The 23641-nt window shown below is 42.2% G+C and carries 27 protein-coding genes; 17 read left to right on the forward strand and 10 right to left on the reverse strand.

Annotated features, from left to right (window positions below; all coding sequences use genetic code 11):
• Positions 1 to 247: 247 nt before the first annotated feature.
• Positions 248 to 2035, forward strand: coding sequence for a M61 family metallopeptidase (locus tag DXX92_RS07515; protein ID WP_115999893.1), 1788 nt, complete (start codon positions 248 to 250; stop codon positions 2033 to 2035).
• A gap of 91 nt (positions 2036 to 2126) precedes the next feature.
• On the opposite strand, the gene queF is transcribed toward DXX92_RS07515, so the two are convergent.
• On the reverse strand, positions 2127 to 2978 hold the full coding sequence (queF, locus tag DXX92_RS07520; RefSeq protein WP_115999894.1) for an NADPH-dependent 7-cyano-7-deazaguanine reductase QueF: 852 nt from the start codon (positions 2976 to 2978) through the stop codon (positions 2127 to 2129).
• Between the two features lie 66 nt (positions 2979 to 3044).
• Here queF and syd point away from each other — a divergent pair, with 66 nt between their 5' ends.
• Positions 3045 to 3617, forward strand: coding sequence for a SecY-interacting protein (gene syd, locus DXX92_RS07525; RefSeq protein WP_115999895.1), 573 nt, complete (start codon positions 3045 to 3047; stop codon positions 3615 to 3617).
• Positions 3618 to 3657: 40 nt separating this feature from the next.
• On the opposite strand, the gene DXX92_RS07530 is transcribed toward syd, so the two are convergent.
• Positions 3658 to 4014: a DNA-binding protein gene (locus DXX92_RS07530; RefSeq protein ID WP_115999896.1), complete on the reverse strand. Its 357-nt coding sequence runs from the start codon at positions 4012 to 4014 to the stop codon at positions 3658 to 3660.
• A 171-nt stretch (positions 4015 to 4185) separates the two neighbouring features.
• Between DXX92_RS07530 and DXX92_RS07535 the strand changes: the two genes are divergently transcribed.
• Positions 4186 to 4551 carry a DUF3192 domain-containing protein gene (locus DXX92_RS07535; RefSeq protein WP_115999897.1) on the forward strand — a complete coding sequence of 122 codons (366 nt, stop codon included), beginning with the start codon at positions 4186 to 4188 and terminating at the stop codon, positions 4549 to 4551.
• A gap of 126 nt (positions 4552 to 4677) precedes the next feature.
• Here the strand turns inward: DXX92_RS07535 and DXX92_RS07540 are convergent, their stop codons facing one another.
• Positions 4678 to 4908, reverse strand: a complete 231-nt coding sequence (locus DXX92_RS07540; protein ID WP_115999898.1) for a DUF2789 domain-containing protein — start codon at positions 4906 to 4908, stop codon at positions 4678 to 4680.
• A 307-nt stretch (positions 4909 to 5215) separates the two neighbouring features.
• On the opposite strand from DXX92_RS07540, the gene DXX92_RS07545 reads away from it, so the two are divergent.
• The 3 genes from DXX92_RS07545 to recR all read left to right on the forward strand — a co-directional run bounded on the left by DXX92_RS07545 (position 5216) and on the right by recR (position 6999).
• Positions 5216 to 5872, forward strand: a complete 657-nt coding sequence (locus DXX92_RS07545; protein ID WP_115999899.1) for a GNAT family N-acetyltransferase — start codon at positions 5216 to 5218, stop codon at positions 5870 to 5872.
• 2 nt (positions 5873 to 5874) lie between these two features.
• Positions 5875 to 6192, forward strand: coding sequence for a DUF962 domain-containing protein (locus DXX92_RS07550; protein ID WP_115999900.1), 318 nt, complete (start codon positions 5875 to 5877; stop codon positions 6190 to 6192).
• Between the two features lie 201 nt (positions 6193 to 6393).
• Positions 6394 to 6999, forward strand: coding sequence for a recombination mediator RecR (recR, locus tag DXX92_RS07555; RefSeq protein ID WP_115999901.1), 606 nt, complete (start codon positions 6394 to 6396; stop codon positions 6997 to 6999).
• Positions 7000 to 7065: 66 nt separating this feature from the next.
• Here recR and hmpA read toward each other — a convergent pair whose 3' ends face one another.
• The 3 genes from hmpA to DXX92_RS07570 are packed head-to-tail and all read right to left on the reverse strand — an operon-like array spanning position 7066 to position 9824.
• Complete coding sequence (gene hmpA, locus DXX92_RS07560; RefSeq protein ID WP_115999902.1) at positions 7066 to 8274, reverse strand: NO-inducible flavohemoprotein; 1209 nt, start codon at positions 8272 to 8274, stop codon at positions 7066 to 7068.
• 35 nt (positions 8275 to 8309) lie between these two features.
• Positions 8310 to 9539, reverse strand: a complete 1230-nt coding sequence (locus DXX92_RS07565; RefSeq protein WP_245961424.1) for an NnrS family protein — start codon at positions 9537 to 9539, stop codon at positions 8310 to 8312.
• An 18-nt stretch (positions 9540 to 9557) separates the two neighbouring features.
• Positions 9558 to 9824 (reverse strand): hypothetical protein, encoded by a 267-nt coding sequence (locus tag DXX92_RS07570; protein ID WP_245961425.1) that lies wholly within the window; start codon positions 9822 to 9824, stop codon positions 9558 to 9560.
• A gap of 487 nt (positions 9825 to 10311) precedes the next feature.
• Here DXX92_RS07570 and norR point away from each other — a divergent pair, with 487 nt between their 5' ends.
• The gene (gene norR / locus DXX92_RS07575; protein WP_116002339.1) at positions 10312 to 11976 is read left to right on the forward strand and encodes a nitric oxide reductase transcriptional regulator NorR; all 1665 of its coding nucleotides are present in this window, start codon (positions 10312 to 10314) and stop codon (positions 11974 to 11976) included.
• Positions 11977 to 12033: 57 nt separating this feature from the next.
• On the opposite strand, the gene nhaA is transcribed toward norR, so the two are convergent.
• Both nhaA and DXX92_RS07585 read right to left on the reverse strand, forming a co-directional pair.
• Entirely contained in the window at positions 12034 to 13329 is a 1296-nt protein-coding gene (gene nhaA / locus DXX92_RS07580) for a Na+/H+ antiporter NhaA (protein ID WP_115999903.1), read from the reverse strand.
• Between the two features lie 194 nt (positions 13330 to 13523).
• The gene (locus DXX92_RS07585; RefSeq protein WP_115999904.1) at positions 13524 to 13940 is read right to left on the reverse strand and encodes a hypothetical protein; all 417 of its coding nucleotides are present in this window, start codon (positions 13938 to 13940) and stop codon (positions 13524 to 13526) included.
• A gap of 181 nt (positions 13941 to 14121) precedes the next feature.
• Between DXX92_RS07585 and nhaR the strand changes: the two genes are divergently transcribed.
• The 3 genes from nhaR to htpG all read left to right on the forward strand — a co-directional run bounded on the left by nhaR (position 14122) and on the right by htpG (position 17527).
• Entirely contained in the window at positions 14122 to 15027 is a 906-nt protein-coding gene (gene nhaR / locus DXX92_RS07590) for a transcriptional activator NhaR (RefSeq protein ID WP_115999905.1), read from the forward strand.
• A 49-nt stretch (positions 15028 to 15076) separates the two neighbouring features.
• The gene (locus tag DXX92_RS07595; RefSeq protein ID WP_115999906.1) at positions 15077 to 15361 is read left to right on the forward strand and encodes a hypothetical protein; all 285 of its coding nucleotides are present in this window, start codon (positions 15077 to 15079) and stop codon (positions 15359 to 15361) included.
• 204 nt (positions 15362 to 15565) lie between these two features.
• A complete protein-coding gene (gene htpG, locus DXX92_RS07600) occupies positions 15566 to 17527 on the forward strand; it encodes a molecular chaperone HtpG (protein WP_115999907.1) in 1962 nt (653 codons plus the stop codon).
• Between the two features lie 123 nt (positions 17528 to 17650).
• On the opposite strand, the gene DXX92_RS07605 is transcribed toward htpG, so the two are convergent.
• Complete coding sequence (locus DXX92_RS07605) at positions 17651 to 18121, reverse strand: GNAT family N-acetyltransferase (RefSeq protein ID WP_115999908.1); 471 nt, start codon at positions 18119 to 18121, stop codon at positions 17651 to 17653.
• Positions 18122 to 18601: 480 nt separating this feature from the next.
• Here DXX92_RS07605 and DXX92_RS07610 point away from each other — a divergent pair, with 480 nt between their 5' ends.
• From DXX92_RS07610 to adk, 7 genes are all read left to right on the forward strand, one after another.
• Positions 18602 to 19087, forward strand: a complete 486-nt coding sequence (locus DXX92_RS07610) for a plastocyanin/azurin family copper-binding protein (protein WP_115999909.1) — start codon at positions 18602 to 18604, stop codon at positions 19085 to 19087.
• A gap of 10 nt (positions 19088 to 19097) precedes the next feature.
• Complete coding sequence (locus DXX92_RS07615) at positions 19098 to 19562, forward strand: hypothetical protein (RefSeq protein WP_115999910.1); 465 nt, start codon at positions 19098 to 19100, stop codon at positions 19560 to 19562.
• 177 nt (positions 19563 to 19739) lie between these two features.
• The gene (locus tag DXX92_RS07620) at positions 19740 to 19934 is read left to right on the forward strand and encodes a hypothetical protein (protein WP_115999911.1); all 195 of its coding nucleotides are present in this window, start codon (positions 19740 to 19742) and stop codon (positions 19932 to 19934) included.
• Between the two features lie 28 nt (positions 19935 to 19962).
• Positions 19963 to 20472, forward strand: coding sequence for a superoxide dismutase, Ni (gene sodN / locus DXX92_RS07625; protein ID WP_115999912.1), 510 nt, complete (start codon positions 19963 to 19965; stop codon positions 20470 to 20472).
• A 30-nt stretch (positions 20473 to 20502) separates the two neighbouring features.
• Entirely contained in the window at positions 20503 to 20802 is a 300-nt protein-coding gene (locus tag DXX92_RS07630) for a S24 family peptidase (RefSeq protein ID WP_115999913.1), read from the forward strand.
• A 134-nt stretch (positions 20803 to 20936) separates the two neighbouring features.
• Positions 20937 to 22148 carry a putative manganese transporter gene (locus DXX92_RS07635; RefSeq protein ID WP_115999914.1) on the forward strand — a complete coding sequence of 404 codons (1212 nt, stop codon included), beginning with the start codon at positions 20937 to 20939 and terminating at the stop codon, positions 22146 to 22148.
• Between the two features lie 329 nt (positions 22149 to 22477).
• Positions 22478 to 23122: an adenylate kinase gene (adk, locus tag DXX92_RS07640; protein WP_115999915.1), complete on the forward strand. Its 645-nt coding sequence runs from the start codon at positions 22478 to 22480 to the stop codon at positions 23120 to 23122.
• Positions 23123 to 23340: 218 nt separating this feature from the next.
• Here adk and yhbY read toward each other — a convergent pair whose 3' ends face one another.
• Positions 23341 to 23637 (reverse strand): ribosome assembly RNA-binding protein YhbY, encoded by a 297-nt coding sequence (gene yhbY / locus DXX92_RS07645; RefSeq protein WP_115999916.1) that lies wholly within the window; start codon positions 23635 to 23637, stop codon positions 23341 to 23343.
• Positions 23638 to 23641: the final 4 nt, after the last annotated feature.

The following is a 23641-nucleotide window of genomic DNA, read 5'->3' on the forward strand; positions in this document are numbered from 1 at the left end:
TAGCCTGATGAATTTCGACAGCAGTTACTTTCACTATAATAGTTCAATTTATAATATCACTGTATATAAGAACGGTTAATAAAACTATTTGTCCCACTGAGATTTTGTAAAAATTTAAGATTTTTCGACCAAGCCCCGAATTTTCAAGCGCACTAACATGGTAATCATTCGCAAAGCAGGTAAACTTACGCCATCGAATGATTCGACACATTTATTTAACATCTTATTTTAAGAATATAGTTTGATTATGAACAAAATTACTAAGCGTTTGTCACCAATTGCTTTATTTTTGACCTGCGCCTTTTCTCAATCTGCATTGGCCGATGTTAAGGTCAACATTGATTTATCAAAAGCTGAACACCATTACGCCAAAGTTAAAATGGCGTTACCTGCTTCAACACAGGCGTCAATTGACCTAAAACTGCCAACCTGGCGCACAGGGCGTTATGAAATTTTAAACCTTGCCAATGGTATTCGTGAATTCAACGTAAAAGATAGCGACCTTACTTGGCAGAAAATAGACAAAGATACTTGGCGTATTTCCGGTGACTTAAGCGACGGCGTTGATGTGAGTTACCAAGTGTATGCCAATCAACTGGGTTACCGCACACGTCACGTTGACGACAGCCACGCGTTTTTAGATGCCTCCGGTGTTGTGATGTACACCGATGAAAGCCGCGACGACAAACACGTGATTCAACTGAAAGTACCGAAAAAGTGGCGCAGTGTGTCAGGTTTGAAAAAAGGCCGTAACAAACACCAGTTTATTGCCGCGGATTACGATTTGCTGATTGACTCGCCGATTGAAACTGGCATTAATGATTTTTATAAGTTCGATGTTGATGGGCGCGATTACGAGCTCGTGATTTGGGGTAAAGGTAATTACGATGCTGAGCAAATGGTTGAGGATTTGGAAAAAATCGTTAGCCAAGGTGATACCATTTGGTCTGACTTCCCATTCGATCGTTATGTGTTTATGGTTCACGCCACAAGTGGTGCGCGTGGTGCTACTGAGCATATTAACTCAACGATTATTCAGCGTGATCGCTATACCTTTGCTGAGCGCAAAGATTACCTTAGCTTTTTAGGTACTGCCGCACATGAGTTTGTTCATACGTGGAATGTGAAGCAATATCGCCCAGAAGGGCTAGTGCCGTACGATTATCAAGGTGAAAACTACTCTAACTTACTGTGGTTATCTGAAGGTTCAACCAGCTACTTGCAAAATCAATTGCTAATGCGCGGTGATATTATGACTAGCAAAGAATGGCTGGATCACCTTGCTCGTCGCATTAATAGCTATTTAAGAAAGCCGGGTCGTGACAGTCAATCAGTGGCTGAGGCAAGCTTCGATAAGTGGATCAGCGAAGGCGGTGATTACCACAAAAACCATAGTGTGAATATTTACTCAGAAGGTTTCTTGGTGTCTTGGATGTTGGACTTCGACATTCTAGAAAAAACGGGCTTAAAACAGAGTTACCGCAATGTTCACGACATTTTATACAAAGAGTTTAGTATTCCTAAAACCTTTAACGACCAAGACGTTCGCAACATTCTCAAACGCGTGACTGGTGAAGATTATCAAGCGTGGTGGGCAGAAAATATCGACGGCCATGCCAAGCCAAGCTTCGACAAGTTACTGGCCAAAGCCGGCTTAGAGATCAGCTATGGTAAAACGGATAAAACTAAGGCGTGGTCAGGTATTGCTACGAAAGCCGATACTAATGGCTTGAAAATTACCAGTGTTGAAAAAGGTAGCCCTGCATGGCGCGCCGGCTTAACAACCGACGACATTATTGTTGCGGTTGATGGCTTGCGCATGAAAGATAAAGACCTAACTAAACGCTTAAGCAACTTTAAGCCAAAGCAAAAAGTGACGTTTACTTTCTTCCGTCGTGATCAGCTTGTCACCAAAACAGTTAAACTTGGCGAGCTACCAGCAGGTAAGCTAAAAGTGCAACCTATGGCTGACGCGAGCGAAGCACAAAAAGCCTTCTATCAAGCGTGGACAGGCTTAGCATTTCCTGAAAAATAGCGTTAATTCAATTGGGATTAAACGTTGAACAAACAAAAAAGCACCTTAGGGTGCTTTTTTAATACCAATTGAAATTGTATTTAAATGGACGCTATTGTCTTAGCGAGCGTGAGCTCGGCGCGTTTGACGGCAGCGAACTGCGATAAGGGTTAATATCTAAGCCACCTCGACGGGTATAGCGAGCAAAAACTGTTAAATACTTAGGGTTACAAAACTGCTGGATATCACAGTAGATGCGCTCTACACACTGTTCGTGAAACTCATTGTGATCGCGAAATGAGATGAGATATTTCAGTAGTTTTTCTTTATCAATTTCATTGCCCGTATAGCTAATGTAAACACTGGCCCAATCTGGCTGGTTGGTGATTAGACAATTCGATTTTAACAAGTGACTAACCAGCTGCTCGGTCACTTGTTTTTTACCCTTGCCTGTCGCATCAGCTAACAGTGTTGGCTGATATTGGTATTGATCAATCTCGACATCTAACTCATCAATACAAGTGGCCTTTGTCGCTGCGATTGCTAGCGGTGGGCAGTTATCGACAGGAAATAAACGCACGGTGGCATGAGCACCTGCCACTTTCGATAAGTCATTGGTCATATGCTCAAGCACTTGCGCTTGGCTATCAAAACGCGTTTGATTGAAGCTATTTAGATACAATTTGAACGACTTAGATTCGATTAAGTTATCGCTTGAACAAGGAAAGTGGAATTCTGCAACCGCAACGACTGGCTTACCTTTAGCATTCAGCCAAGAAACTTCGTAGCCATACCAGATATCTTCACCAAAAAACGGTAAGTTACTTTGGTCTATGTCTAAATCGTCGCGATTTAAACTACGTGGCACTCCTTGCAGCAAGCTTGGATCATACTGGTCGCTATAATCTGTTGCTTTTCCTAACGTTAAACCTTCTAATAGGCCACTGTTTTGATACTTTGCCATGAACTGCTTAATAAAATTGAAATGTTAACGAACTAATGGCGCTATTTTACTAGGATTTTGACCAAGATGACACGCCCAGACAATGAATTAAGCAGACAATTACACGCCTTAGCATCAAGTTTTGTGTCGGCCTTTCAAGACAAACATGGTCATTTGCCAGTTATCGAAAAAGACGAAGAATGGCCATCTCCTTGTTTGGCAGGAGAATACTCAGCTGATGCAAATTTTTGGCAGCCTACAAGTGCCGAAGGCATAGAAAGTCCATTGTCTTTTGATAATGTTGAGCAGGCGCTTGAATTGTCATTACACCCCGATATCAAAACTTATTTCACGACACTTTATAGCGAAAGTTTCGACCTAAGCTGTGATGACGGCAACTTGACCTTATTATTTCCTTGGAGCGAAGCCGACTTTGCTCGTCTACAAGAGAACATTATTGGCCATGTGCTAATGAAGCGTAAGCTTAAACAAGACGTGACCATATTTTTTGCACTTACCGATCAAGACGACTTTATTTTATCGCTTGATAACCAAACGGGTGAGGTATGGGTAGAGCAGGTAGGAAAAGCGCCACATAAAAAGCTTGCAGACAATTTAACAGAGTTTCTAAGCCAGTTAACGCCCGTGATTTATGATTAATTGCAAAATATTGTTTTTGTGATGCTACCCGAGCCAGAGGTTATTTAGCTTTAAGTAGCTGTTTTATTTCATCAAGTTCTTCTTGCAGTGGTTTAATCGCTGCTGCAACCGCCTTCTCGATATGACTTTGTAGCTTATTTTGCAACAGTGCCAATTGCGCTTCTGACAACTCCACCGTTTGAATATTTTCACTACTTTTATCAGCACTATTTGAACCCTTATTCGCCTTATCAACACTGGTCTTCTCTGGCTGATGTTGCCAGCTTTTAAGGGTGTTAATAATCGTGGGTAATGGCGCGGCTTCGCTGAGTTTTGCCTTCACTTTCGCGACTGTTGGACTTTGTCCATCGTTGGCGAGTTGGTTAGCGATGGCTAAAATTTCGTCTTTAATCGTCATAATGCTTAATCGTGTGAAAAAATTAACAAGTATTAGCAAATATGACCAAGTGCTAAATTTCAAAGCTCTGATGAATTCATTAAAAAATTAACAAAATCAACACCTTGAAATCTTGGTGCATGACTTGCTGAGTGGTAAGCAATAATAATCAAACTTAGGGAATTATAGAAGATGAAAAAGTCACTTGTTTTATTATTAACTGCATTACCGCTAACAATGGCATTGAGTGGCTGTGTAGTTTCAGTGGGGGGTGACGATGGTCACTACGGTTATGATTTAGGTGATCGAGAATACGAAAACCGTAAAAAGATCGCGCGCCTACAACTGAATGCGTCTTTTGCTGATGTGCAATCACGTTTAGGTGTGGCAGATTTTAATGAGGTTTACCAAAAAGACGGTGAAAATGTGCAAGTACTTTATTACCGCACTAACCGCAAACACAAAGATGGCATCACCACGAAAGACGAATGTACACCACTCATTTTCCGCGATGGTTTGTTAGTTAGCTGGGGTGAAATGGCTTACGCCCAACTATAAAACGACAAACTATCTAACCTGAAAGCCGAAGCGCTAACCTTACCGTTAGCGCTTTTTTTGTGCTTATATTTTTCGGCTATTTTTAATTGGTGTTTCAGTTAATTAAATTGATATCAGAAACTAAAGCTACCTTAGCTGTGAATCTAGGCTATCAACAATTTCAGCCCAATCAGCGTCTTCCGCAATTGCTTGCTCAAGAAAATCTTGTTGCGCTTTACTCCAAAAACTTGCCTGCGCTAGCCTAACTGAACTGGGTATGCCTTTATGTTTGGCGATAAAGGCATTGATGTCAGCGGGCGAATTTGCAAGCCCTAATTGTGCAAACAGCGTGTTCATTGAATGTAAGGAAGTGTCCATAAGCGGGCCTTTCAAAGCTAACGAGATTATGATTTTTATTGTTTAATTATAGTGAAGCTTAACAAGGGTGAGAGGAAAAGTAGCAAAGGCGAATGCTGATTGATTATTGACCTAATTCTTCGCTTGTTGCTATGGTGGTATTGTAAACAAGAAAAATAAAAACGATTAGCGAATAGTGCACGTACTACTACAATAAATTAACAACAGGTTTGTACGCTATTGCCGTGATAAAGATGCTTATTTCGATTGGTATGAATATAAAAGCACAAACCACACGCTAACAAGCAATTAAAAAATGGGGGAGTCTATGACGCAAACGGTATCCGCACCACAAGATGTTGATATTCGAGCAACTTATTTAGCCGCAGAGGATCTTAAGCTTGCCGCTTCTTTACTTTATCAAGCCTACCACGATGACCCTGTCTTTTTAGAAATTTTCCATGGCGACAAAGAAGATTACGAACAACGGTTGCGCACATCAATTCGTGAAGAATTGGGCGCGTTTTGGCAAGCTAAACAGCCGATGGTTGGTTTGTATCTTGGTGAGGCCATGGTGGGGGTTGCTTGTTTAAATGGTCCAGATGATGGCGTTGGCTTTGAACGCTTTTGGCATTGGCGTCTAAAAATGCTGTTAAACGCAGGGTACTTCTCAACCAAACAAATGATGGAAAAAGAAAAGCGGATCATGTCGCAAGTGCCCTTAACGAAATTCCATATGCTCAGCTTTATTGCCATTCACCCTTTGCATCAACATCACGGTTTTGGTCATTATTTAATGGCTGCGGTTAATACCGTGCTTGAAGAGCATCCTGATAGCCAAGGTGTTGCCGTATATGCTACCAATGATAAGTATCGAGAGTTTTTCAAAGACGTAGATTACGAGCTCATTAAAGAAGTGCAGGTAGGTAAAGTAAACGGTGCGCTCATGGTGCATCACAGAGAAAACACACTAACGGGGAGCTAAGCATGGCAACGCCCAAAAAATATCAAAGTTTTGAAGAATTTTACCCGTTTTACCTGTCGCAACACCAAAATAAAATTTGCCGAGGTTTACATTACATCGGCAGCGCAGTAGCACTTGCATTACTCGCATTAGCCTTTGTTAAGCAAACTTGGTGGCTGGTATTACTAGCGCTTGTTTCCGGCTATGCCTTTGCTTGGGTTGGTCACTTTTTCTTTGAGAAGAATCGTCCGGCAACCTTTACCTATCCTTGGTACAGCTTTATTGGTGACTGGCGAATGCTTAAAGAGTTTTTAACGAATCGCCAAGGCCCAAAACAATAGTGTTATAAATTGCGAATTTAGTGAAAGCACCAAATTGATTGAGTCAATTGGTGCTTTTTTATGTTGATGGCATTGGCTTACGTAGGCTCTGTGCCAATAAATGTCAATGCGCGTGAATAGGCTTGATTTTTATTGTCTTGCTGACGTTTAGCTTGCTACACTTTGCCCGTTTTTGACCTTAATTACCTAATTTATATCTCTATGAAGTTCAGCCCACTTGTCCAAGAATTAATTGAATCTTTTCGTTGTTTACCCGGTGTCGGTGCCAAAACTGCTCAGCGTATGGCGTTTCACTTATTAGAGCGAAACCGTCAAGGTGGTGCTAAGCTCGCGGAAACGATGGCAAAAGCTATGGAGCAGGTCGGGCATTGTCAGCAGTGTCGTAACTTTACTGAACAAGCATTATGCGATATTTGTGAAAGTCCACGTCGCCAGCATGCTGAGCAATTATGTATTGTTGAAAGTCCAGCAGATGTTATTGCCATCGAGCAAACGGGCGAGTTTCAAGGTCGATACTTTATTTTAATGGGGCACTTATCACCAATCGACGGTATTGGCCCAGAAGATTTAGGGTTAGACTTGCTTGAAGCACAACTGCAACAGGGCGGTATTAAAGAAGTGATTTTAGCCACCAATCCAACAGTTGAAGGGGAAGCGACTGCGCACTTTATCGCGGAAATGGCAAAGTCATTTGAAGTCAATTTATCGCGTATTGCTCACGGGGTGCCAGTAGGCGGCGAGCTTGAGTATGTTGATGGCAATACTTTGTCACATGCGTTATCAGGTCGAAAAAGCTATCAGGTATAGTTCACTATAAAGCTGCGGTGGAGAGTCATTAACTCGACACCGCAAATCCTTATTACCCCATAGCCCTTAAAGGTTGGCGTGCGGGCCAAATACCTCATAATGAATACATGACTCATCTACACCAAGTTTGAGTAGTTGCTGCTTGGCAAACTGCATAAATCCGACTGGCCCACAAAGATAAAAATCACCATTTGTATCTAGTGGTAAATCAATTACTGAAAAATCCATTATACCTGTGAAAGTGTCTGGTTGATCAGCTGCTCCTTCTCGATACCAAGTATAGGCTTGCCAACCTTGTTGCTGACATTGCTGTGCTGTGTGTTTGGCAAAAGAGTGCTGCGCTTCGTTTTCACAGGCATGTAAATAAATTACCTGTTGTGGATAGTTGTTCTGAGCGAGCGTATCTAACATGGCTTGCATTGGGGTAATGCCAACACCAGCTGAAATTAGCACTACAGGTCGTTGGCGATCTAGCCAGTAAAAGTCGCCAGTAGGGGCGTGTAAATCAACAATGTCACCAAGGCTTAAGTGATCGTGTAAATAATTCGACATCACACCATTGCGCTCGCTTACATCGCTTAACTCACGTTTTACCGAAATGCGATAGCTCTTACCATTTGGGCTGGTTGACAGCGAGTATTGACGAATTTCGTTGTAAGGTGATGTTGTCGGCTTTAACTCAATGCCTATGTATTGACCGGGGCAGTAGTTCATTACAGGCTGCTGATCAATCGGCTCAAAAACAAAGCTTGTAACCAACTCAGATTCTTGAATTTTATCTACTAGGCTAAAGGCGCGTTTACCGCGCCAGCCACCTGTCGCAGTTTCACGGTTAACATATAATTCTTCTTCAAGGTTTATAAACAAGTTGGCGAGTACTTGATATGCGGTTGACCATGCTTTTTCAATCGCTTGTGTGAAATGCTCGCCCAGCAGCTCGCGCATGGTTTCAATAAGATGATGACCAACAATATTGTAATCGTCTGGTTTAATATGAAAGCTCACGTGTTTATTGGCGATACGCTCAACGGCATGTTTTAACACGCTAATGTTATCTAGGTTTTTCGCATAGGCGACAATCGCCTCGAACAATGCTGCTTTCTGTCGACCGGTTTCTTGATTGGTTAGGTTAAAAATATCTTTCAGCTCAGGATTGTGGTGAAACATTCGTTGATAAAAGTGCGCTGTTACAGCATCACCGGCCTGCTCAATAAGCGGTAAGGTTGATTGCACTAGGCTAATATCTTGAACGGAAAGGGCTTGATTAGATTGCATGTCTACTCCAACAAACTAGAAAGTTAAAAGTGAGCTTACTGACGAGGTTTAGTAAGTATTGGCCAGTAAGTGAAGAAAAATAAGCTAAATGCGATACCCCATAGCAAGGCGCTAAGCTGCCAGCTCAGCAGGGTATAGCCTAGGTGTGGCAAGATAAAGCGAATTAGTGCGGCGGCAGCTACCAAGTAAAATGCCAAATTGATACGGCGTTTTGTGATTAACGCCCGCCCTGTATGGCCTAGTGATACTCGACTCATCATAGCAATGATAATCAAGCCGATTGCGCCAATAGTGATTATATGCAGTGCAGCGCTAAATTGAACCATTGGGGTAAGATAGCTCAAACCAAGGGCGATAAGGCCTAGGCTCATTAATAAGTAAGCTAAGTGTAACGACCAAAGCAGTGGCACATTCAGCGTTTTTCTGCCTGACCAACGAGCACAGCGCACTAGATGCAGTATGCCAGCAGATAGCATGAATAGGGCTGGTGTGATTGGCAGGGAGATAAACTGCCCAAGGATAAAAATAGTGATGCCAGCAATGGCGACTGGTAGTAGCGCCATTTCCAGCCAAGGTAGCGGCTGCGTGGGTTCAGTACCCGCGCCGCGAACTGTAAAAAACGGGATTACACGGCCACCAACAACTGCCATCACTAGGGTAAAAATGAGTACCGCTGAGCGTGTAAAATGCACTGCTAAATCAGTTTTCCCTGCCAAACCACAGCCTAATACGAGCAAATTGACCGTTGCTAGTGCACTAAGTAGAGGAATAAACAAGTAGTTTCGTTTGTTCTTCGCGCGCAACACAATACGCGCATAGCAGCCAATAATAGCAAGCCACCAAAGGCTCTGTAGTGCAATGGCAAAAGCTAGACTTGATATTGTGTTGTACCAAAGAAGCGCTCTCACCATGACCCAAATTGCAACCAGCGCCATAACTGGACGACCGCTAATGCTTGGCGAACTTGTCCAAGTTTGCACCGCGGTTAAGATAAACCCAATGGCAACAGTGGCGGCAAAACCAAAAATCATCTCATGAGCGTGCCATACTAAACTAGATAAGTAGAGGGCTTTAGCAGTAATAGGACTCGCGAAACTAAGACCTGATAGCGATCCCACCCAAAGCGCAACGGCAACTACAGAAAACAAGCTTGCCGCTAAAAAGAAGGCGCGAAATGACAATTGCCATAGTGGATGGCGATCATTAAATATGGATAAAGCTGAGGTATTGTTTTCAGCATTTACAAGTGGTTCAGATATCATCATCTTAAAACACCTTGTGACCTAAACCGTGGACACCAATGCAACGTAAAACGTAACCCACTTTAAAACACCAGCGAAAATGATTGTCGCGATATGCGCGGTGACTTGGCTTGCAATCGAAAAGTAGTGGTCAAAACCAAAAGTAATGGTAACGCACATCAAGATGACAGTTAGCGAAGTAAGCATCATCCAATTGCCAATAAGAATGCATTTTTGAAAATTCAGTTGTGCTTGGTCAAATTGACTGCCATCAGCAATTAGAAAATTTGAATATGGTGCAGGGTACATAATGGCTCCGATGTTTCGTGTTTAATGCTTTTGCTAAAGTCTGTAACTTACGTGGCCTCATTACTCTAAGTGTGCTAGCGGGGCTTATCTGCGCGCTATTGACCTTAGAATGACTTTCTGAGGCTTTGTTATCTAAGCGTTACCTATTTGAGTCATATCAAGACTAGTGCCAATCTTTTAATGTATTGAAATATATATAGATATCTAAACTTGATGATTTTATGGAGTCAAAATGACATAGGGTTTTTGTGAGTCATAAAGACATGCTTGTGTGTATTTGATATAGTAAGGTTGCGTTTAGCTGAAAGCTGCTAACGGTTTAACTAGGTACGTTGATAGTTAGGTAGTTAAGTAGGTAGTAAATTAGGTAGTAAATTAGGTAGTTAAGTAGAGAAAGGTAGAGAGAAAGCCAGCTAGTCGTTTCCATACTGACATAATGAACACAGCACAAAATCAAAAAAACAGCAATCAAAAGAACAACCATCAAATGAACAATTTAGCTGACAATCAATTATTAGAATTATCTATTGAATTGGCACAGAGCGCGGCAAAAGAGCAACGCTTTGATGATGTCCTAACAGCAATTCGCAAGGTTATTACTTGTGATGCTATCGCTTTGCTCGTTATCAAAGGTGATTACTTGCAACCGATAGCTAGCCAAGGGTTAAGTGCGGATACCATGGGGCGACGTTTTGTCATTGATGAGCACCCGAGATTTAGCCAAATTTGCACGGCAAGAGAAGCGATACGATTTGCAGCTGACTCACCACTTCCCGATCCTTACGATGGCTTGCTGAGTAGCAAAGAAGGCGATTTACCGATCCACGCTTGCATGGGGTTACCACTTTATTTCGATGAACACTTAATTGGCGTATTAACGCTTGATAGCTTAACGCCGAATATATTCAATGGTTTGTCTGAGCGTGCGCTGTCTTTGGTAAGTGCAATGGTCGCGGTTAATTTGCACACAGCGCTTACCTTAAACTCACTCGAATCGAATATTAATCACTCTAAAGCGGTAATGCGTGCCATTAACGAACCAAGCATATCGGGTGTTCATACCGAACTTATTGGACAAAGTCCCTCGATGGAAAAGCTTAATCATGAGATAAGTATGGTTGCACCTTCAAATTACTCAGTGCTGATTGAAGGAGAAAGTGGCACTGGTAAGGAGCTTATTGCTCATAGTATTCACCAACAATCGAGTCGGTCTGAAGCAGCAATCATTCACGTGAATTGCGCTGCGTTACCCGAAAATTTGATTGAAAGTGAGCTATTCGGACATGTTAAAGGCGCCTTTACCGGTGCCAATAGTAAGCGCGCTGGTAAGTTTGTTATTGCTGATGGCGGCACTATTTTTCTTGATGAAGTGGGCGAGCTGCCGCTTGCTGCGCAGAGCAAGCTATTACGAGTGCTACAAAGCCAAGAGGTTCAACCGGTCGGGCAAGATGAAGTTATCACTGTCAATGTTCGCGTTATTGCGGCAACAAATCGCAATTTAAAAGATGAAGTCGAAAATGGCCGTTTTCGCGCTGATTTATATCACCGACTAAACGTTTACCCGATCAAAGTACCTGCATTGCGTGATCGCCATGGTGATGTCGCCTTGCTGGCTGGCTTTTTTATTGAACGTGCAAAACGCAAGCTTGGTGTCGGCCAGTTAAAATTATCAACCAAACTAATGCAGCAGCTAACGCATTACACTTGGCCTGGTAATGTGCGGGAATTAGAACATTTATTAAATCGAGCGGCATTAAAGGCGTGTGCAAAAGTGCCAGCTGCTAATCGTTATGAATCGATAGTCACAATTACGGATAACGATAGTGAATTAGTAGCCCCAATTGGTGGTTTTAGTGGTTCGAAACAAGCAACAGAAAAGGATTTGTTAGCAGCTTCTACTCAAACAGAAATTGGCAATGAATTTGCCAACAAGCACTTTGAACAAGGGCACTTTGATTACAAGCAATTTGACGATACGCCAATAAATTTAAGAGAAAATGTTGATGCCTATCAGCGTCAGCTGGTGCGTCGTGCGTTATCCCTTTATCAAGGGAATTGGAGCAGGGCTGCTAAGCATCTGGGGGTTGATCGTGCTAACTTAACACGCCTTGCAAAACGGCTTGATATTCATATTGATAAAGTTGTTCGTTAGTCTACCAGTTAAGCTAAAGCAATGATGTGCCAAATTAAAGCACACAATTTACGCACACTATGCCTCACTGGATGTATTGGTTTTACGGCTGTTAGCTGCAAAATGACTTTGATCATCAGAGTGATTGGTATTGTCTCCAGATAAACCGCTTTCTTTCTGGCGACTATCATTACCATCATCACTTAATGTTTGTGTTGCAGACGCATTTTTTAAGATCATAAAGCCAAGAATGGCAGAAATAAATGACGCTAATAAAATACCAAGGCGTTCATCAACAATAATGTTGCTCCCTGTTGTTTCAAAGGCGAGCGAGCCGATAAACAAACTCATGGTAAAGCCGATACCACATAGCACTGATACACCGAAAATATGATACCAACCAATACCCGTTGGTAGCCTTGCAATACCGAGTTTGATGGCAACAAAACACATCGACATAATACCCAGTGGCTTACCTATTACTAATCCAAGCGCAATACCTAAGGTGATTGGGTGAGTTATCGCCTCGGAGGTGAGCTCTCGAAAGTCGATGCCCGCATTGGCAAAGGCGAAGAGTGGCAGAATAACAAAGGCGACAGAGCTGTGTAGGCTAGATTCTAATTGCTTAACTGGTGAGTGGTCGGGATTCTTGCTATCGCGCATTGGGATAAAGAAAGCGAGTAACACCCCAGCTAAAGTGGCATGAACGCCAGACTTCAAAACAGCTACCCAAAGAATACCGCCAATTAAAATATAGGCGGGTATGTCAGAGACCCCTTTTTTATTGAGCAAAGTTAAGATCACTAAACATATCGCGCTGATAAATAGCGGTACGGTTTCTATTTGTTGGGTATAGAAAACCGCGATGATAACAATGGCGCCAATGTCATCAATAATGGCAAGGGTCACTAAGAATATTTTAAGTGCGGCAGGAACTTGCTTGCCAAGTAACATTAAAATGCCGAGCGCAAAAGCGATATCGGTTGCCGCTGGAATCGCCCAGCCAATGCGGTTTACTTCATCGTGATAATTAAGCGCTAAATAAATGAGCGCTGGTATCACCATACCGCCTATAGCGCCAAAAATTGGAAGTAGGGTGTTTTTAGGTTCAGATAAGTGTCCTTCTAACAGTTCACGCTTTAATTCTAGACCGACCAAAAAGAAAAACGCTGCCATTAGGCCGTCGTTTACCCAAAGTAAAATGGGCTTATTTATCGCTAGACCACCGATATGAATGCCAGCTGGAATTTGGATCAGCATCTCGTAATAGACAGACAAAGCGCTGTTAGCAACTAATAATGCCAACAAAGTTGCAAATAAAAGAATCAATCCTGCGGCAGCTTCCAGCTGCAAAAACTTCTTAATCGTGGTCATAGCTTAACCTGTTGTCGAAATTACCCTTTAGTTCCGGTTAGGAAAGATTTGTTATCACGAGAAGGCCCTTAAGCGCGATAAGCAAGTTAATAGCTTATGGACTTATATTAATAAATATAGTGCATGGGGCTGGTAGGCACGATGAACGCAGTTGTAAAGTAAGTTGGTGGCGCTTACGTGCTATTAACTGCGTGCTATTTGCAACTGTAGTGTCGTGCTAGAATGTCGGTAACCGATTCCACATCAAGCTGAGCGTTGTAATTAATCGCAGCTTTCTTTAGCACACTTTTGAATGTCTGATAGTCAATGTCGTCAGGCAAACATACTTGATCCATACCATACTTACGTGTTTTGACGACACTGTAGTTACTGGTGCTGGTTCTGCTGTTGTAGGCGCGATCGACTAGGCCTTTTGATTTTACTGGTGCAAGCAGTGCTTGCTTTTTACTGATAAGGCCATAGAAAAAGCCCTGACAACCTACCTGTTGCTGCTGCGATATATTGTCCAATAAACATTCGTTTATCATCGCCTCAGCTGAGAATTTAGCCGCTAGAGAAGGCGCTGAAAAGCTGAACAATACCGTTAAAACCACTACAATGGAAATACGCATAAATCACCTCATTAATTGACCGGTAGAAGTGGTTAACCAATTCTCAGACCAGTCAATTATTAGCCATGTGGTCTTTAAAGTTAATTTAACTCTCGTTAAGATAAAATCTGAATATTTCTGACTATTACTTCGTAATTTACGAAATAATGGCTACTGAGTAGACTAGGGAGTGGAACAACGAATGCAGATAAATTATAACCATCTCTACTATTTTTGGGTGACAGCAAATGAAGGTGGCATCTCGCGAGCTGCACAAAAACTGAACCTTGCCCCCCAAACGGTGAGTGCGCAAATTGCTGCTTTAGAAGAGCGATTAGATCGACCGTTATTTATCAAACGTGGACGTAGTCTTGAATTAACAGAATTTGGCGCCCTAACTAAATCTTACGCAGACGATATGTTTGCTAAGGCACAAGAGTGGTTGCACACAGTGGCCTCGGGAGAGAAACACGTTACGACAATGTGCCGAGTTGGCGTGACAGATGGCTTGCCTAAAACATTAGCCAGTAAATGGTTATCACCAGCCTTGACGGGTGAACAACATGTAAAGTTAGGCATTCAGGATGGCAACTTAGATGAGCTTATTGGTCAACTGGCACTGCACAAGCTTGATATGATTTTGACGGATTTACCATTGATCGCCGATGTAGATCTACCGCTTTATTGTCAGCATATTGGTCACAGCGAAATCGGTTTTTTTGCCTCACATAGTGATGGCGATATTGATGAGCTTATCGCTAATTTTCCTTACTGCTTGGATCAAGCTCAAGTGGTGATGCCAGGTCAAAATAGCAGTTTAACCCGCAGCTTAATGCAGTGGTTTGACGTGAATAAAATAGCGCCTGATATTACGGTCTACGCTACCGACATCGCACTAATGAAGTCACTAGGGCGGGATGGTTTTGGTATATTTCCCGCGCCACTGATGATTAAAGAAGAGATTATGGGTAAATTTAATGTTTCCTACATTGGTAAAGCCGAAAATATCTCTCAGGAATATCAACTAATTACCCCTCAAGGCAGCATTGTTCACCCGCTAGTGTCAAATATTGTTAAAATCGCCGCAGGTATTAATAGGGCTGATTAGACCAACAGACTTTATCTTCTTTAAGTTATGCAGCTATAAATGCAGGACTATGAAAACAGTAAACTTTCTTATCAATGTCATCTCTGTACCAGCGGATCTTCTCGCTATCGCTGATACACCGGAACATGAGCTATATGCCACCTACCAGCTTTATCAATACTTAGTGGACTCTAATTTACTGCATAAAGTGTGGATGATTGATGAGTATAACGAACTATGGTTAGAGATTAACTTTGTCGATGAAGAGGGTGAGCCAGCGTTTCATACCCTTAAGCTCGATAGTGGTAGTTACGAAGAAGTTGAATTTGAAAGTTACTCTGTACTGACGGAATAATATCTGTAATGGCGAGTGCATGCCTGCTTGTTTTTCCCTCAATTAAGTTGATGTAAAAGCCCACTTCAAAAATCTCCAATAAATTTTCTTGAATTCAAAAACACTATCCCCATATCTCCTGTTAAGTAAAAAGTAGCGTAGCGGCTAGCTTGCCTAAATTAGCGTTACATTGGTTATTTTGAGTTCAGATAGGAGATGTTTCAGATGTCTGAGACAGGTCAAAAAGAAGTTCATGGTTTTCAAACTGAAGTAAAACAACTACTTCAACTAATGATTCACTCACTTTACTCTAACAAAGAGATTTTCCTACGTGAGTTAGTATCAAACGCGGCAGATGCGTCAGACAAATTGCGTTTTAAAGCCTTACAAAATGCTGATCTTTTTGAAGGTGACGGTGAGTTACGCGTGCGTGTAAGTGCCGATAAGGAAAACAACACAGTTACCATTTCTGATAATGGTATTGGTATGACAAGTGACGAGATCATCGCTCACTTAGGTACCATTGCAAAATCAGGTACGGCTGAGTTCTTCTCAAAACTATCTGGCGACCAAGCGTCAGACTCACAATTAATCGGTCAATTCGGTGTGGGTTTTTACTCAGCGTTTATCGTTGCTGACAAAGTAACTGTTCGCTCTCGTGCTGCCGGTGTTGCTGCAAGCGAAGGTGTGGAATGGCAAAGTGAAGGTGAGGGTGAATTTACGACTCGCCAAATCGAAAAGTCAGGCCGTGGTACCGACATTATTCTTCACTTAAAAGAAGAAGAAAATGAATTCCTTGATGATTGGCGCTTAAAGTCAATTGTCACTAAGTACTCAGATCACATCTCTGTATCGGTTGAAATGCTAACACCAGAAATTCCAGCGGTAGAAGCACAACCGGAAGAGAAAGACGACGAAGGTAATGTGATTCGCCCTGCGATTGAAGCGCGTGACGCCGAGCCTGCCAAGTGGGAAGCAGTGAACAAAGCAACAGCGCTTTGGACACGTGAAAAAGCAGATGTTAGCGATGAAGAATACAAAGAATTCTACAAGCATGTTTCGCACGACTACGCAGAGCCAATGCTTTGGGAGCACAACAAGGTAGAAGGTACAACTGAGTACACATCACTACTTTATATTCCTAGCAAAGCACCATTTGATTTATACAATCGCGAAAAGCAACACGGTTTAAAACTCTACGTGCAACGCGTTTTCATCATGGATGATGCAGAGCAGTTTATGCCGACTTACCTGCGTTTCGTAAAAGGTTTATTAGATTCAAACGATTTACCACTAAACGTATCGCGTGAAATCTTACAAGACAACAAAGTAACGCAAGCCATCCGCAAGGGTTGTACTAAGCGCGTACTTAAAATGCTTGAGAAGTTAGGTAAGAAAGACCAAGAGCAATATCAATCATTCTGGAACGAATTTGGTCAAGTGCTAAAAGAAGGTCCAGCTGAAGATATGGCTAACAAAGAGCAAATTGGTAAGTTATTGCGCTTTGCGTCAACTAACGAAGATTCAAGCGTGCAAAACGTGTCATTACCTGACTACGTTGAGCGCATGAAAGAAGGCCAAGACAAAATTTACTACGTAGTTGCAGACAGTTTCGCCGCAGCGAAAAACAGCCCGCACTTAGAAGTCTTCCGCAAGAAAGGTATTGAAGTACTGCTGCTATCTGACCGTATCGATGAATGGTTAGTCAGCCACTTAACTGAGTTTGACGGTAAGCAGCTACAATCTGTTGCGCGCGGTGGTGTTGACCTAAGCGGCATGGAAGATGAAGAGTCAAAAGAAGCACAAGAAAAACTTGAGCAAGAGTTTGATTCAGTAGCCAAGCGAATGAAAGAAGCGTTAGGCGACAAAGTACTAGACGTTAAAATTTCTAACCGCTTAACTGACTCGCCAGCCGTTATCGTAACTGCCGAAGATGATATGAGTATTCAGATGCAAAAATTAATGGCATCTGTCGGTCAAGAAGTGCCAGAAATTCAACCAATCTTTGAAATTAACGCCGAGCACGAGCTAGTTAAACACGTTGCTGACGAGCAAGATGACGACAAATTTAACCAGTGGGTTGAAGTGTTATTTGAGCAAGCGACACTAGCAGAGCGCGGCAGCTTAAGCGACCCTGCATCATTTGTGGCTAAGCTGAATAAACTAATGATGAGCTTGGCTAAGTAACCAAGCTGAAAGCGCGAGAATAATCGCTCTTTATGAAAACACTAAGGCGCCAATTGGCGCCTTTTTTTATATCGGTGATTCGTCCTAAGCCGCTGTTTAAAGTTTTGGCAGCTTAATCGGTGACTATTCGCAGAGAAACTTATAGAACAGTATTTTACTGTTATCAGGCGTACCATTATCTTCATATCCTTCAATGCGGTAGCCGTTTGCTATTAGTAGCTGCAGCGTGGCCGGGAACCGATTCATTGACTTTACCCGCAGGTAACGGTATCCGTTTTTAGTTGCCCATTTTTCTTGCTTGTCTCTGAGCTGGTTGGCAATCCCTAATTTTCTATACGCGGGTACAACGCCGCCTAACCAACTGTAAAATTCGCTGCCGCTGGTGGCGTAGCCAATTTTATAGGCCACTAATGCTTGTTTATCTCGGTCAGTGATACTCGCGCGTGTTTGCATAGTGGCGACCAAAATTAAGCTTGGCGTATGAGCCAGTCGGCTTGATAGCTTCTCATTGGTTAATTTAACGTCAAACTCAGGAATTTGACTGTTAATGGTAAGCACCTCTTCGATGGTGCCAGTGCGGATATTAACGCTCATAAACTCTTTTCTAATTAGACTTGTTCTAAACCTGAACTAAGCCAGAAGTTAGCAAGCGCTCAGTTTATCAAATTAGCTAGCTGGCGATAAAGAGAAGCAACTTGCACCTTGTTTACTAGGTTAGTTGTGCTAGCAAACCTCTTTTGCTCGTTTTCTTTATGAACCACTTGCCACCAGCTCTTACCTTACGCAGCCAATACCCTAGTCGACACACGCGATTGATGCTGTTGAACATGTTATTTGTGGGCTGGTCATAGCAGCTATGAAAAACGGCTATAAAAACAACTTTGTAAAAATTTCAAATTAGTTATTGATGATCTAAATGATAACGATTACCATTTAAGTGTTGGCGCTGTGCATATAGATCAAGAGAAGATAAGTCAGTGCCTGATATTTCGATACGTTATTTTTCAAAGCGTCAATACGTGAATCGTGACGCGACTATATGTGAAACAACATCAGACAAATACGAGAACCACTATGAGAACCAAATTAGATTCTGCGCGTGATTTAGCTACACAATTCTTTACCTTTATCGGGCTATGTGCGCTGCTTGCATTGTGTGCCAATAATGTCGCTGCGGCTAAAAACCATGAGGTACAGTTATTAACTGCCGATGGTAGCGGTCAAACCATGGTGATGTCTCCAGGTTATTTAAAAATTGCGAAAGGCGATACGGTGACCTTTGTGCCAGCCGATGTAACCCATAATGTTGAATCTGTTGCCATTCCTAGTGCTGCAAAGAAGTTTTCTAGCACTATGGGGCAAAAGTTTACCTACACCTTCGATGAGCAGGGCGTTTACCTCTATAAATGCACGCCGCATTTTGTCATGGGTATGCTAGGTGTTATTCAAGTTGATGGTGCAGACAATCTAGGTGATGTGAAAAAACAATGGGAAACCGTTGGTGCTGGCGTCGTCATGAATAAAGAACGCGTGGCAAGTTATTTGGCACAAGTGAAGTAGGAGAGGGCGCATGGAGCACAGTCATAAAAATCAAGATTATCTAGATCTAAGCCAGTGGCAATCATTATTGAAGTTAGGTAACGAATCTTTTCACGAACAGCAGTTTCAACAAGCAGAGTTTTTTTACAGTGAAGCGTATGACTTGCTCGCCCACCAATACCGCAACTCGCCAAAGTGCGCTGATACCCTGATGGCTTGGATATGCACTTGCCACAACCTGTCATCATTGTATGAAGAAATGGGCAAATTAGAGGTGAGCTTGCGATTTTTGATGGTGCCACATGAGTACTTAATCGAAGTTACTGAATCAGAAGTGCAAGACGAAGATATCAAGCTTATCGCGTTTAAAGGTTTAAGTTTGACCTTAGCGCCAATAATGCAATTTGCACAAAAGCATCCGATCTGTGAAGGCTGCAAGGATAAGCTGGAATCGATGGAGCAATTGTTAAATCAAGACGCTTCACAGATTCATTAAAGTGGATTTAATGGCAAGCTTCGCGACATTTCTCAGCATTTCATAGCTCATATAAGTAGCTCTGATAAGTAGAACAGATAAGCAGCTAAGCGAATCAACTAAGCCAGTAAACTGAGCCAATCAACTAAGCCAGAAAACATAGATAGTTAACATAGCTAATTAGTACGGAGAACAACAATGACAATGCGCATTTTATGCTTATTCATCGCGGTGACCTATTCAAGTTTATCTTTCGCTCACCCTGGTCACGATCACAGCGACCCGATGGCGATGTTAATACATTTACTATGGCTAGCACCAATTGGATTGACCTTTGCAATAGCGTTTCGTATCAAGAAAAAACACGCAGGTAATTCGAAAGAGCAAAAGTAACGACGCTTGATTGATAGGAGATAATAAAATGATTTTTGAAATACTAAGCCAACTTGATAAGAAAAATCCTTTTGATACCGCGTCTGCGCATTGCGATATACCTTGTAAAATTTATGACCCAATGTCGGCTCAGCTAGCGGTGTTAACCATGATTCGTATGGTTGATTTGCTGGAAGAGCTAAAAGCTCATGAACAGCTAAGCTTTGAGCAACAAGCAACATTCAATCGACTAGTTGCCGAAAAAGAAAGCCACGGCAAAACTGTTAAGGAAGAAATTCGAGTTATCTGGGGCGACTATATCAAACAACCACAACTTGATGCACATCCCCAATTGCATCAGCTAACCCATGAAATTATGTTAGCGGCGTCTTTTGCGAAACAACATATTGATCGCACGGCAACATTGAAGTTATTAGACAAGGTTAATCAATTTGCTGATATTTTTTGGCAAACTAAAGGCGTAGCAACTTACACTGCAAATTGCCCTTATCCGCCAAGTGAGAACTTAGTTTATCCAGACCTAAAGGCTGAAGGTTAAGCGTTGGCCCTTATTCTGGATTAAATTACTATGCTTGGATTAAAAATTTGGAAAGTTAAAGGCCATAGTATGGCGCCCGTTATTCCGCAGGGGTGCTTTATTTTGGCCGCCAAATGGCTCAACTTTATGCCAATAAAGCCCGGTCAACGTTTGCTTATAGATCATCCTGAATACGGGATTATTGTGAAAACCGTTGCTGTGGTTGATCACAATGGCTTGATTTGGAGTAAAGGAGAAAATGCTGCAAGCGTGCCTGTAGAGGTGCTTGGCCCGGCAAATAAAACTCAAGTATTAGGCCGAGTGATCAGAATATTTAAACCCAAAAATTAACACTAACTATTGTGTGTCACTCTGCACTCTTACGCCAAAACTGTCAGCGCACGTTCACTGCCATCTATCAAAAGTCCAGCCATAGCTACGCAAATTTACTTTGCTTGCCCATTTAGCCACAAGATAAGTACCTTATGCCATTTTCTTTATTAGAAAAATTAGACGTATTCTCACTTCGCTCGCTAGTGCCTCACTACCGCCGTTTGTTAATTCCAGTTGTAATTATGGTGTTATTGGTTAATACCGAGACACGTTCACTCACTCTTTCCGTGTTATCGGATGCTTTCTGGCAAGTTGCCGTTTTTGTCGCTGCAACACTTGCGGTTTATCACCTATTCGCTGATAAAATTTATCAGCTCACAATTGCCAAAAATAAGCGCTATCAGGCGACACGACAAGTGGTTATTGCCAGCGTGTTAGGGGTTTTACCGGGGTGTGGCGGTGCAATTGTTGTCATTACGCAATACGTTAGTGGGCGAATGGGATTTGGCGCTGTGGCCGCTGTACTCACTTCAACGATGGGCGACGCGGCATTTTTGCTTTTGGCCGCCGAGCCTCTCACTGGGCTAGGTGTGGCATTGATGTCTTTGATTGTCGGAATTTTATCGGGACTTGCGGTTAACCGTATTCATGGGCCAGATTTCCTTCGCAAGACGGTTGTCGATAACGCCATTAGTGATCAATGGTCACAATGCTCAAGCAGCCGAAGCTCAGCTCACAGGCAAGTTGTGCCTCGTCGGTTGCGCTACCAGGGCCTTGCTTGGCAATGGTTAATGCTGCCAGGCGCAATTGTCGGGCTTATGATGGCTGCGCAAGTCGATGTGGCTAGTGTATTGAGCGTTAGCGATACTTATGTATCAGCATTAGGGGCGCTATTTGCACTCACTTTTATTTTTCTATGGTCAGTTACCCGTGAAGTCACTAACTTTGAGTCAATAGTTGCCGAAGATAAAAAGCTAAAACAAAGCAAAGCTTTTCAAAAAGTGGCGCTTGATACTAACTTTGTCACTAGCTGGGTAGTAATGGCGTTTTTGAGCTTTGAGTTAGTTATGCATTATGGTCAATTCGACCTAACGAATGCTTTTAAGCTTTTTGGCGCTGCTGCGCCTTTGATGGGCGTATTAGTCGGTATGATCCCCGGTTGTGGCCCGCAAATTATCACTACTTCTTTATACTTATCTGGTGCAATTCCTCTTTCAGCTCAGCTTGGTAATGCTATCAGTAACGATGGTGATGCACTGTTTCCAGCGATTGCTTTATCACCAAAAGTTGCCATTGTCGCGACGCTATATTCGGCTATTCCTGCGCTAATTGTTGCCTATGGTTATTATTTTATCTTCGAATAAAGGCATTTAGCGTATTTTTTATGATATGAACGCATAAACTAATCGAATTGAAATTGCTTAATATTTATTTAAATCAACGAGTTGTTGTTGAAGTAAATAAATACGTTGGTTTTTTGATCTAAGCAATGAAATGCCACTTGTTTGCGTAGATACGAAAATGTATAGTGTCACCCCGTATTTAGGCAAAGAATAAATAATCGCTTACTTATATCTAAGCAAGAATACAAACGTAAATTAATAACGATTCAAATTTTGATACTTATTTGCTTGGTTAATGTTTAACTAAGTTACACAAGCAAATAAGTTTTTAACTCTAAGGGCAGATTTATATGCGCATTATTTTGTTAGGTGCTCCTGGTGCAGGTAAAGGCACACAAGCACAATTCTTAATGTCAAAATACGGTATTCCTCAAATTTCTACTGGCGATATGCTTCGTGCTGCGATTAAAGCGGGCACTGAGCTGGGTAAGAAAGCAAAAGAAGTGATGGATGCTGGCCAATTAGTTTCAGATGAATTAATTATCGGTTTAGTGAAAGAGCGTATTGCCCAAGACGATTGTAAAGCTGGTTTCTTATTAGATGGTTTCCCACGTACAATTCCACAAGCAGACGCAATGAAAGAAAACGGTGTTGATGTAGACAGCGTTATCGAATTCGACGTTGCTGACGAAGTGATTGTTGAGCGTATGGCTGGTCGTCGTGTTCATCCAGGTTCTGGCCGTGTTTACCATGTGGTATACAATCCGCCAAAAACTGAAGGCAAAGATGACGAAACACGTGAAGACCTAGTTGTTCGTCCAGATGATGAAGAAGCGACTGTACGTAAGCGTTTAGCAATTTACCACGAGCAAACTAAGCCATTGGTTGATTACTACCAAGCAGAAGCAAATGCTGGTAACTGCAAGTACTTAACTATTGACGGTACGCAACCAGTAGAATTGGTGAGCAATACTTTAGCTGAGCAGCTTGGTTAAGCTTATTTATAGCTAAGCATTAATATTCGAAAACGGTTCTATATGAGCCGTTTTTTTATGTCTAAATTTTGAGATTGGATTGCAAAGTCGAAATAGATTTCGGTGAGCGGCTAAGCAAAGGGTAGAAAGAGATGAGAAAGAGGAGAGAAGTAGGAGTCGCCCATTTAATGCAGCATCGGCAATAAATGAGCAACTGAGATGCAATTACTAAGTAGGTGTTAACCTTTAGGCAGTTGAATCTTCTTGTCTTCAGACTGGCGGTAGATAATTAGCGTTTTACCGATAACTTGTACCTTTTCAGCTTCAGTTTCGCGGCAAATCGCTTCAACAATTAACCCTTTTGTTTCACGGTTATCTGTTGGGATTTTTACTTTAATTAGCTCATGGTGGCTTAGTGCGAAGTCAACTTCTGCGACAACCGCTTCAGTTAAACCATTGCTGCCAAGCAACACAACGGGTTTTAAGTCGTGTGCTAGGGCTTTTAAATGTTGGATTTGTTTTTTATTTAGGCTCATTAAC

This window comes from Thalassotalea euphylliae (assembly GCF_003390395.1).
Classification (GTDB): domain Bacteria; phylum Pseudomonadota; class Gammaproteobacteria; order Enterobacterales; family Alteromonadaceae; genus Thalassotalea_F; species Thalassotalea_F euphylliae_C.

What these genes read in the sequence shown, in the direction of transcription:
- DXX92_RS07515 (WP_115999893.1), top strand. Translation starts at nt 248, where the DNA reads ATGAACAAAATTACTAAGCGTTTGTCACCAATTGCTTTATTTTTGACC.
- queF (WP_115999894.1), bottom strand. Translation starts at nt 2,978, where the DNA reads ATGGCAAAGTATCAAAACAGTGGCCTATTAGAAGGTTTAACGTTAGGA.
- syd (WP_115999895.1), top strand. Translation starts at nt 3,045, where the DNA reads ATGACACGCCCAGACAATGAATTAAGCAGACAATTACACGCCTTAGCA.
- DXX92_RS07530 (WP_115999896.1), bottom strand. Translation starts at nt 4,014, where the DNA reads ATGACGATTAAAGACGAAATTTTAGCCATCGCTAACCAACTCGCCAAC.
- DXX92_RS07535 (WP_115999897.1), top strand. Translation starts at nt 4,186, where the DNA reads ATGAAAAAGTCACTTGTTTTATTATTAACTGCATTACCGCTAACAATG.
- DXX92_RS07540 (WP_115999898.1), bottom strand. Translation starts at nt 4,908, where the DNA reads ATGGACACTTCCTTACATTCAATGAACACGCTGTTTGCACAATTAGGG.
- DXX92_RS07545 (WP_115999899.1), top strand. Translation starts at nt 5,216, where the DNA reads ATGACGCAAACGGTATCCGCACCACAAGATGTTGATATTCGAGCAACT.
- DXX92_RS07550 (WP_115999900.1), top strand. Translation starts at nt 5,875, where the DNA reads ATGGCAACGCCCAAAAAATATCAAAGTTTTGAAGAATTTTACCCGTTT.
- recR (WP_115999901.1), top strand. Translation starts at nt 6,394, where the DNA reads ATGAAGTTCAGCCCACTTGTCCAAGAATTAATTGAATCTTTTCGTTGT.
- hmpA (WP_115999902.1), bottom strand. Translation starts at nt 8,274, where the DNA reads ATGCAATCTAATCAAGCCCTTTCCGTTCAAGATATTAGCCTAGTGCAA.
- DXX92_RS07565 (WP_245961424.1), bottom strand. Translation starts at nt 9,539, where the DNA reads ATGATGATATCTGAACCACTTGTAAATGCTGAAAACAATACCTCAGCT.
- DXX92_RS07570 (WP_245961425.1), bottom strand. Translation starts at nt 9,824, where the DNA reads ATGTACCCTGCACCATATTCAAATTTTCTAATTGCTGATGGCAGTCAA.
- norR (WP_116002339.1), top strand. Translation starts at nt 10,312, where the DNA reads ATGAACAATTTAGCTGACAATCAATTATTAGAATTATCTATTGAATTG.
- nhaA (WP_115999903.1), bottom strand. Translation starts at nt 13,329, where the DNA reads ATGACCACGATTAAGAAGTTTTTGCAGCTGGAAGCTGCCGCAGGATTG.
- DXX92_RS07585 (WP_115999904.1), bottom strand. Translation starts at nt 13,940, where the DNA reads ATGCGTATTTCCATTGTAGTGGTTTTAACGGTATTGTTCAGCTTTTCA.
- nhaR (WP_115999905.1), top strand. Translation starts at nt 14,122, where the DNA reads ATGCAGATAAATTATAACCATCTCTACTATTTTTGGGTGACAGCAAAT.
- DXX92_RS07595 (WP_115999906.1), top strand. Translation starts at nt 15,077, where the DNA reads ATGAAAACAGTAAACTTTCTTATCAATGTCATCTCTGTACCAGCGGAT.
- htpG (WP_115999907.1), top strand. Translation starts at nt 15,566, where the DNA reads ATGTCTGAGACAGGTCAAAAAGAAGTTCATGGTTTTCAAACTGAAGTA.
- DXX92_RS07605 (WP_115999908.1), bottom strand. Translation starts at nt 18,121, where the DNA reads ATGAGCGTTAATATCCGCACTGGCACCATCGAAGAGGTGCTTACCATT.
- DXX92_RS07610 (WP_115999909.1), top strand. Translation starts at nt 18,602, where the DNA reads ATGAGAACCAAATTAGATTCTGCGCGTGATTTAGCTACACAATTCTTT.
- DXX92_RS07615 (WP_115999910.1), top strand. Translation starts at nt 19,098, where the DNA reads ATGGAGCACAGTCATAAAAATCAAGATTATCTAGATCTAAGCCAGTGG.
- DXX92_RS07620 (WP_115999911.1), top strand. Translation starts at nt 19,740, where the DNA reads ATGACAATGCGCATTTTATGCTTATTCATCGCGGTGACCTATTCAAGT.
- sodN (WP_115999912.1), top strand. Translation starts at nt 19,963, where the DNA reads ATGATTTTTGAAATACTAAGCCAACTTGATAAGAAAAATCCTTTTGAT.
- DXX92_RS07630 (WP_115999913.1), top strand. Translation starts at nt 20,503, where the DNA reads ATGCTTGGATTAAAAATTTGGAAAGTTAAAGGCCATAGTATGGCGCCC.
- DXX92_RS07635 (WP_115999914.1), top strand. Translation starts at nt 20,937, where the DNA reads ATGCCATTTTCTTTATTAGAAAAATTAGACGTATTCTCACTTCGCTCG.
- adk (WP_115999915.1), top strand. Translation starts at nt 22,478, where the DNA reads ATGCGCATTATTTTGTTAGGTGCTCCTGGTGCAGGTAAAGGCACACAA.
- yhbY (WP_115999916.1), bottom strand. Translation starts at nt 23,637, where the DNA reads ATGAGCCTAAATAAAAAACAAATCCAACATTTAAAAGCCCTAGCACAC.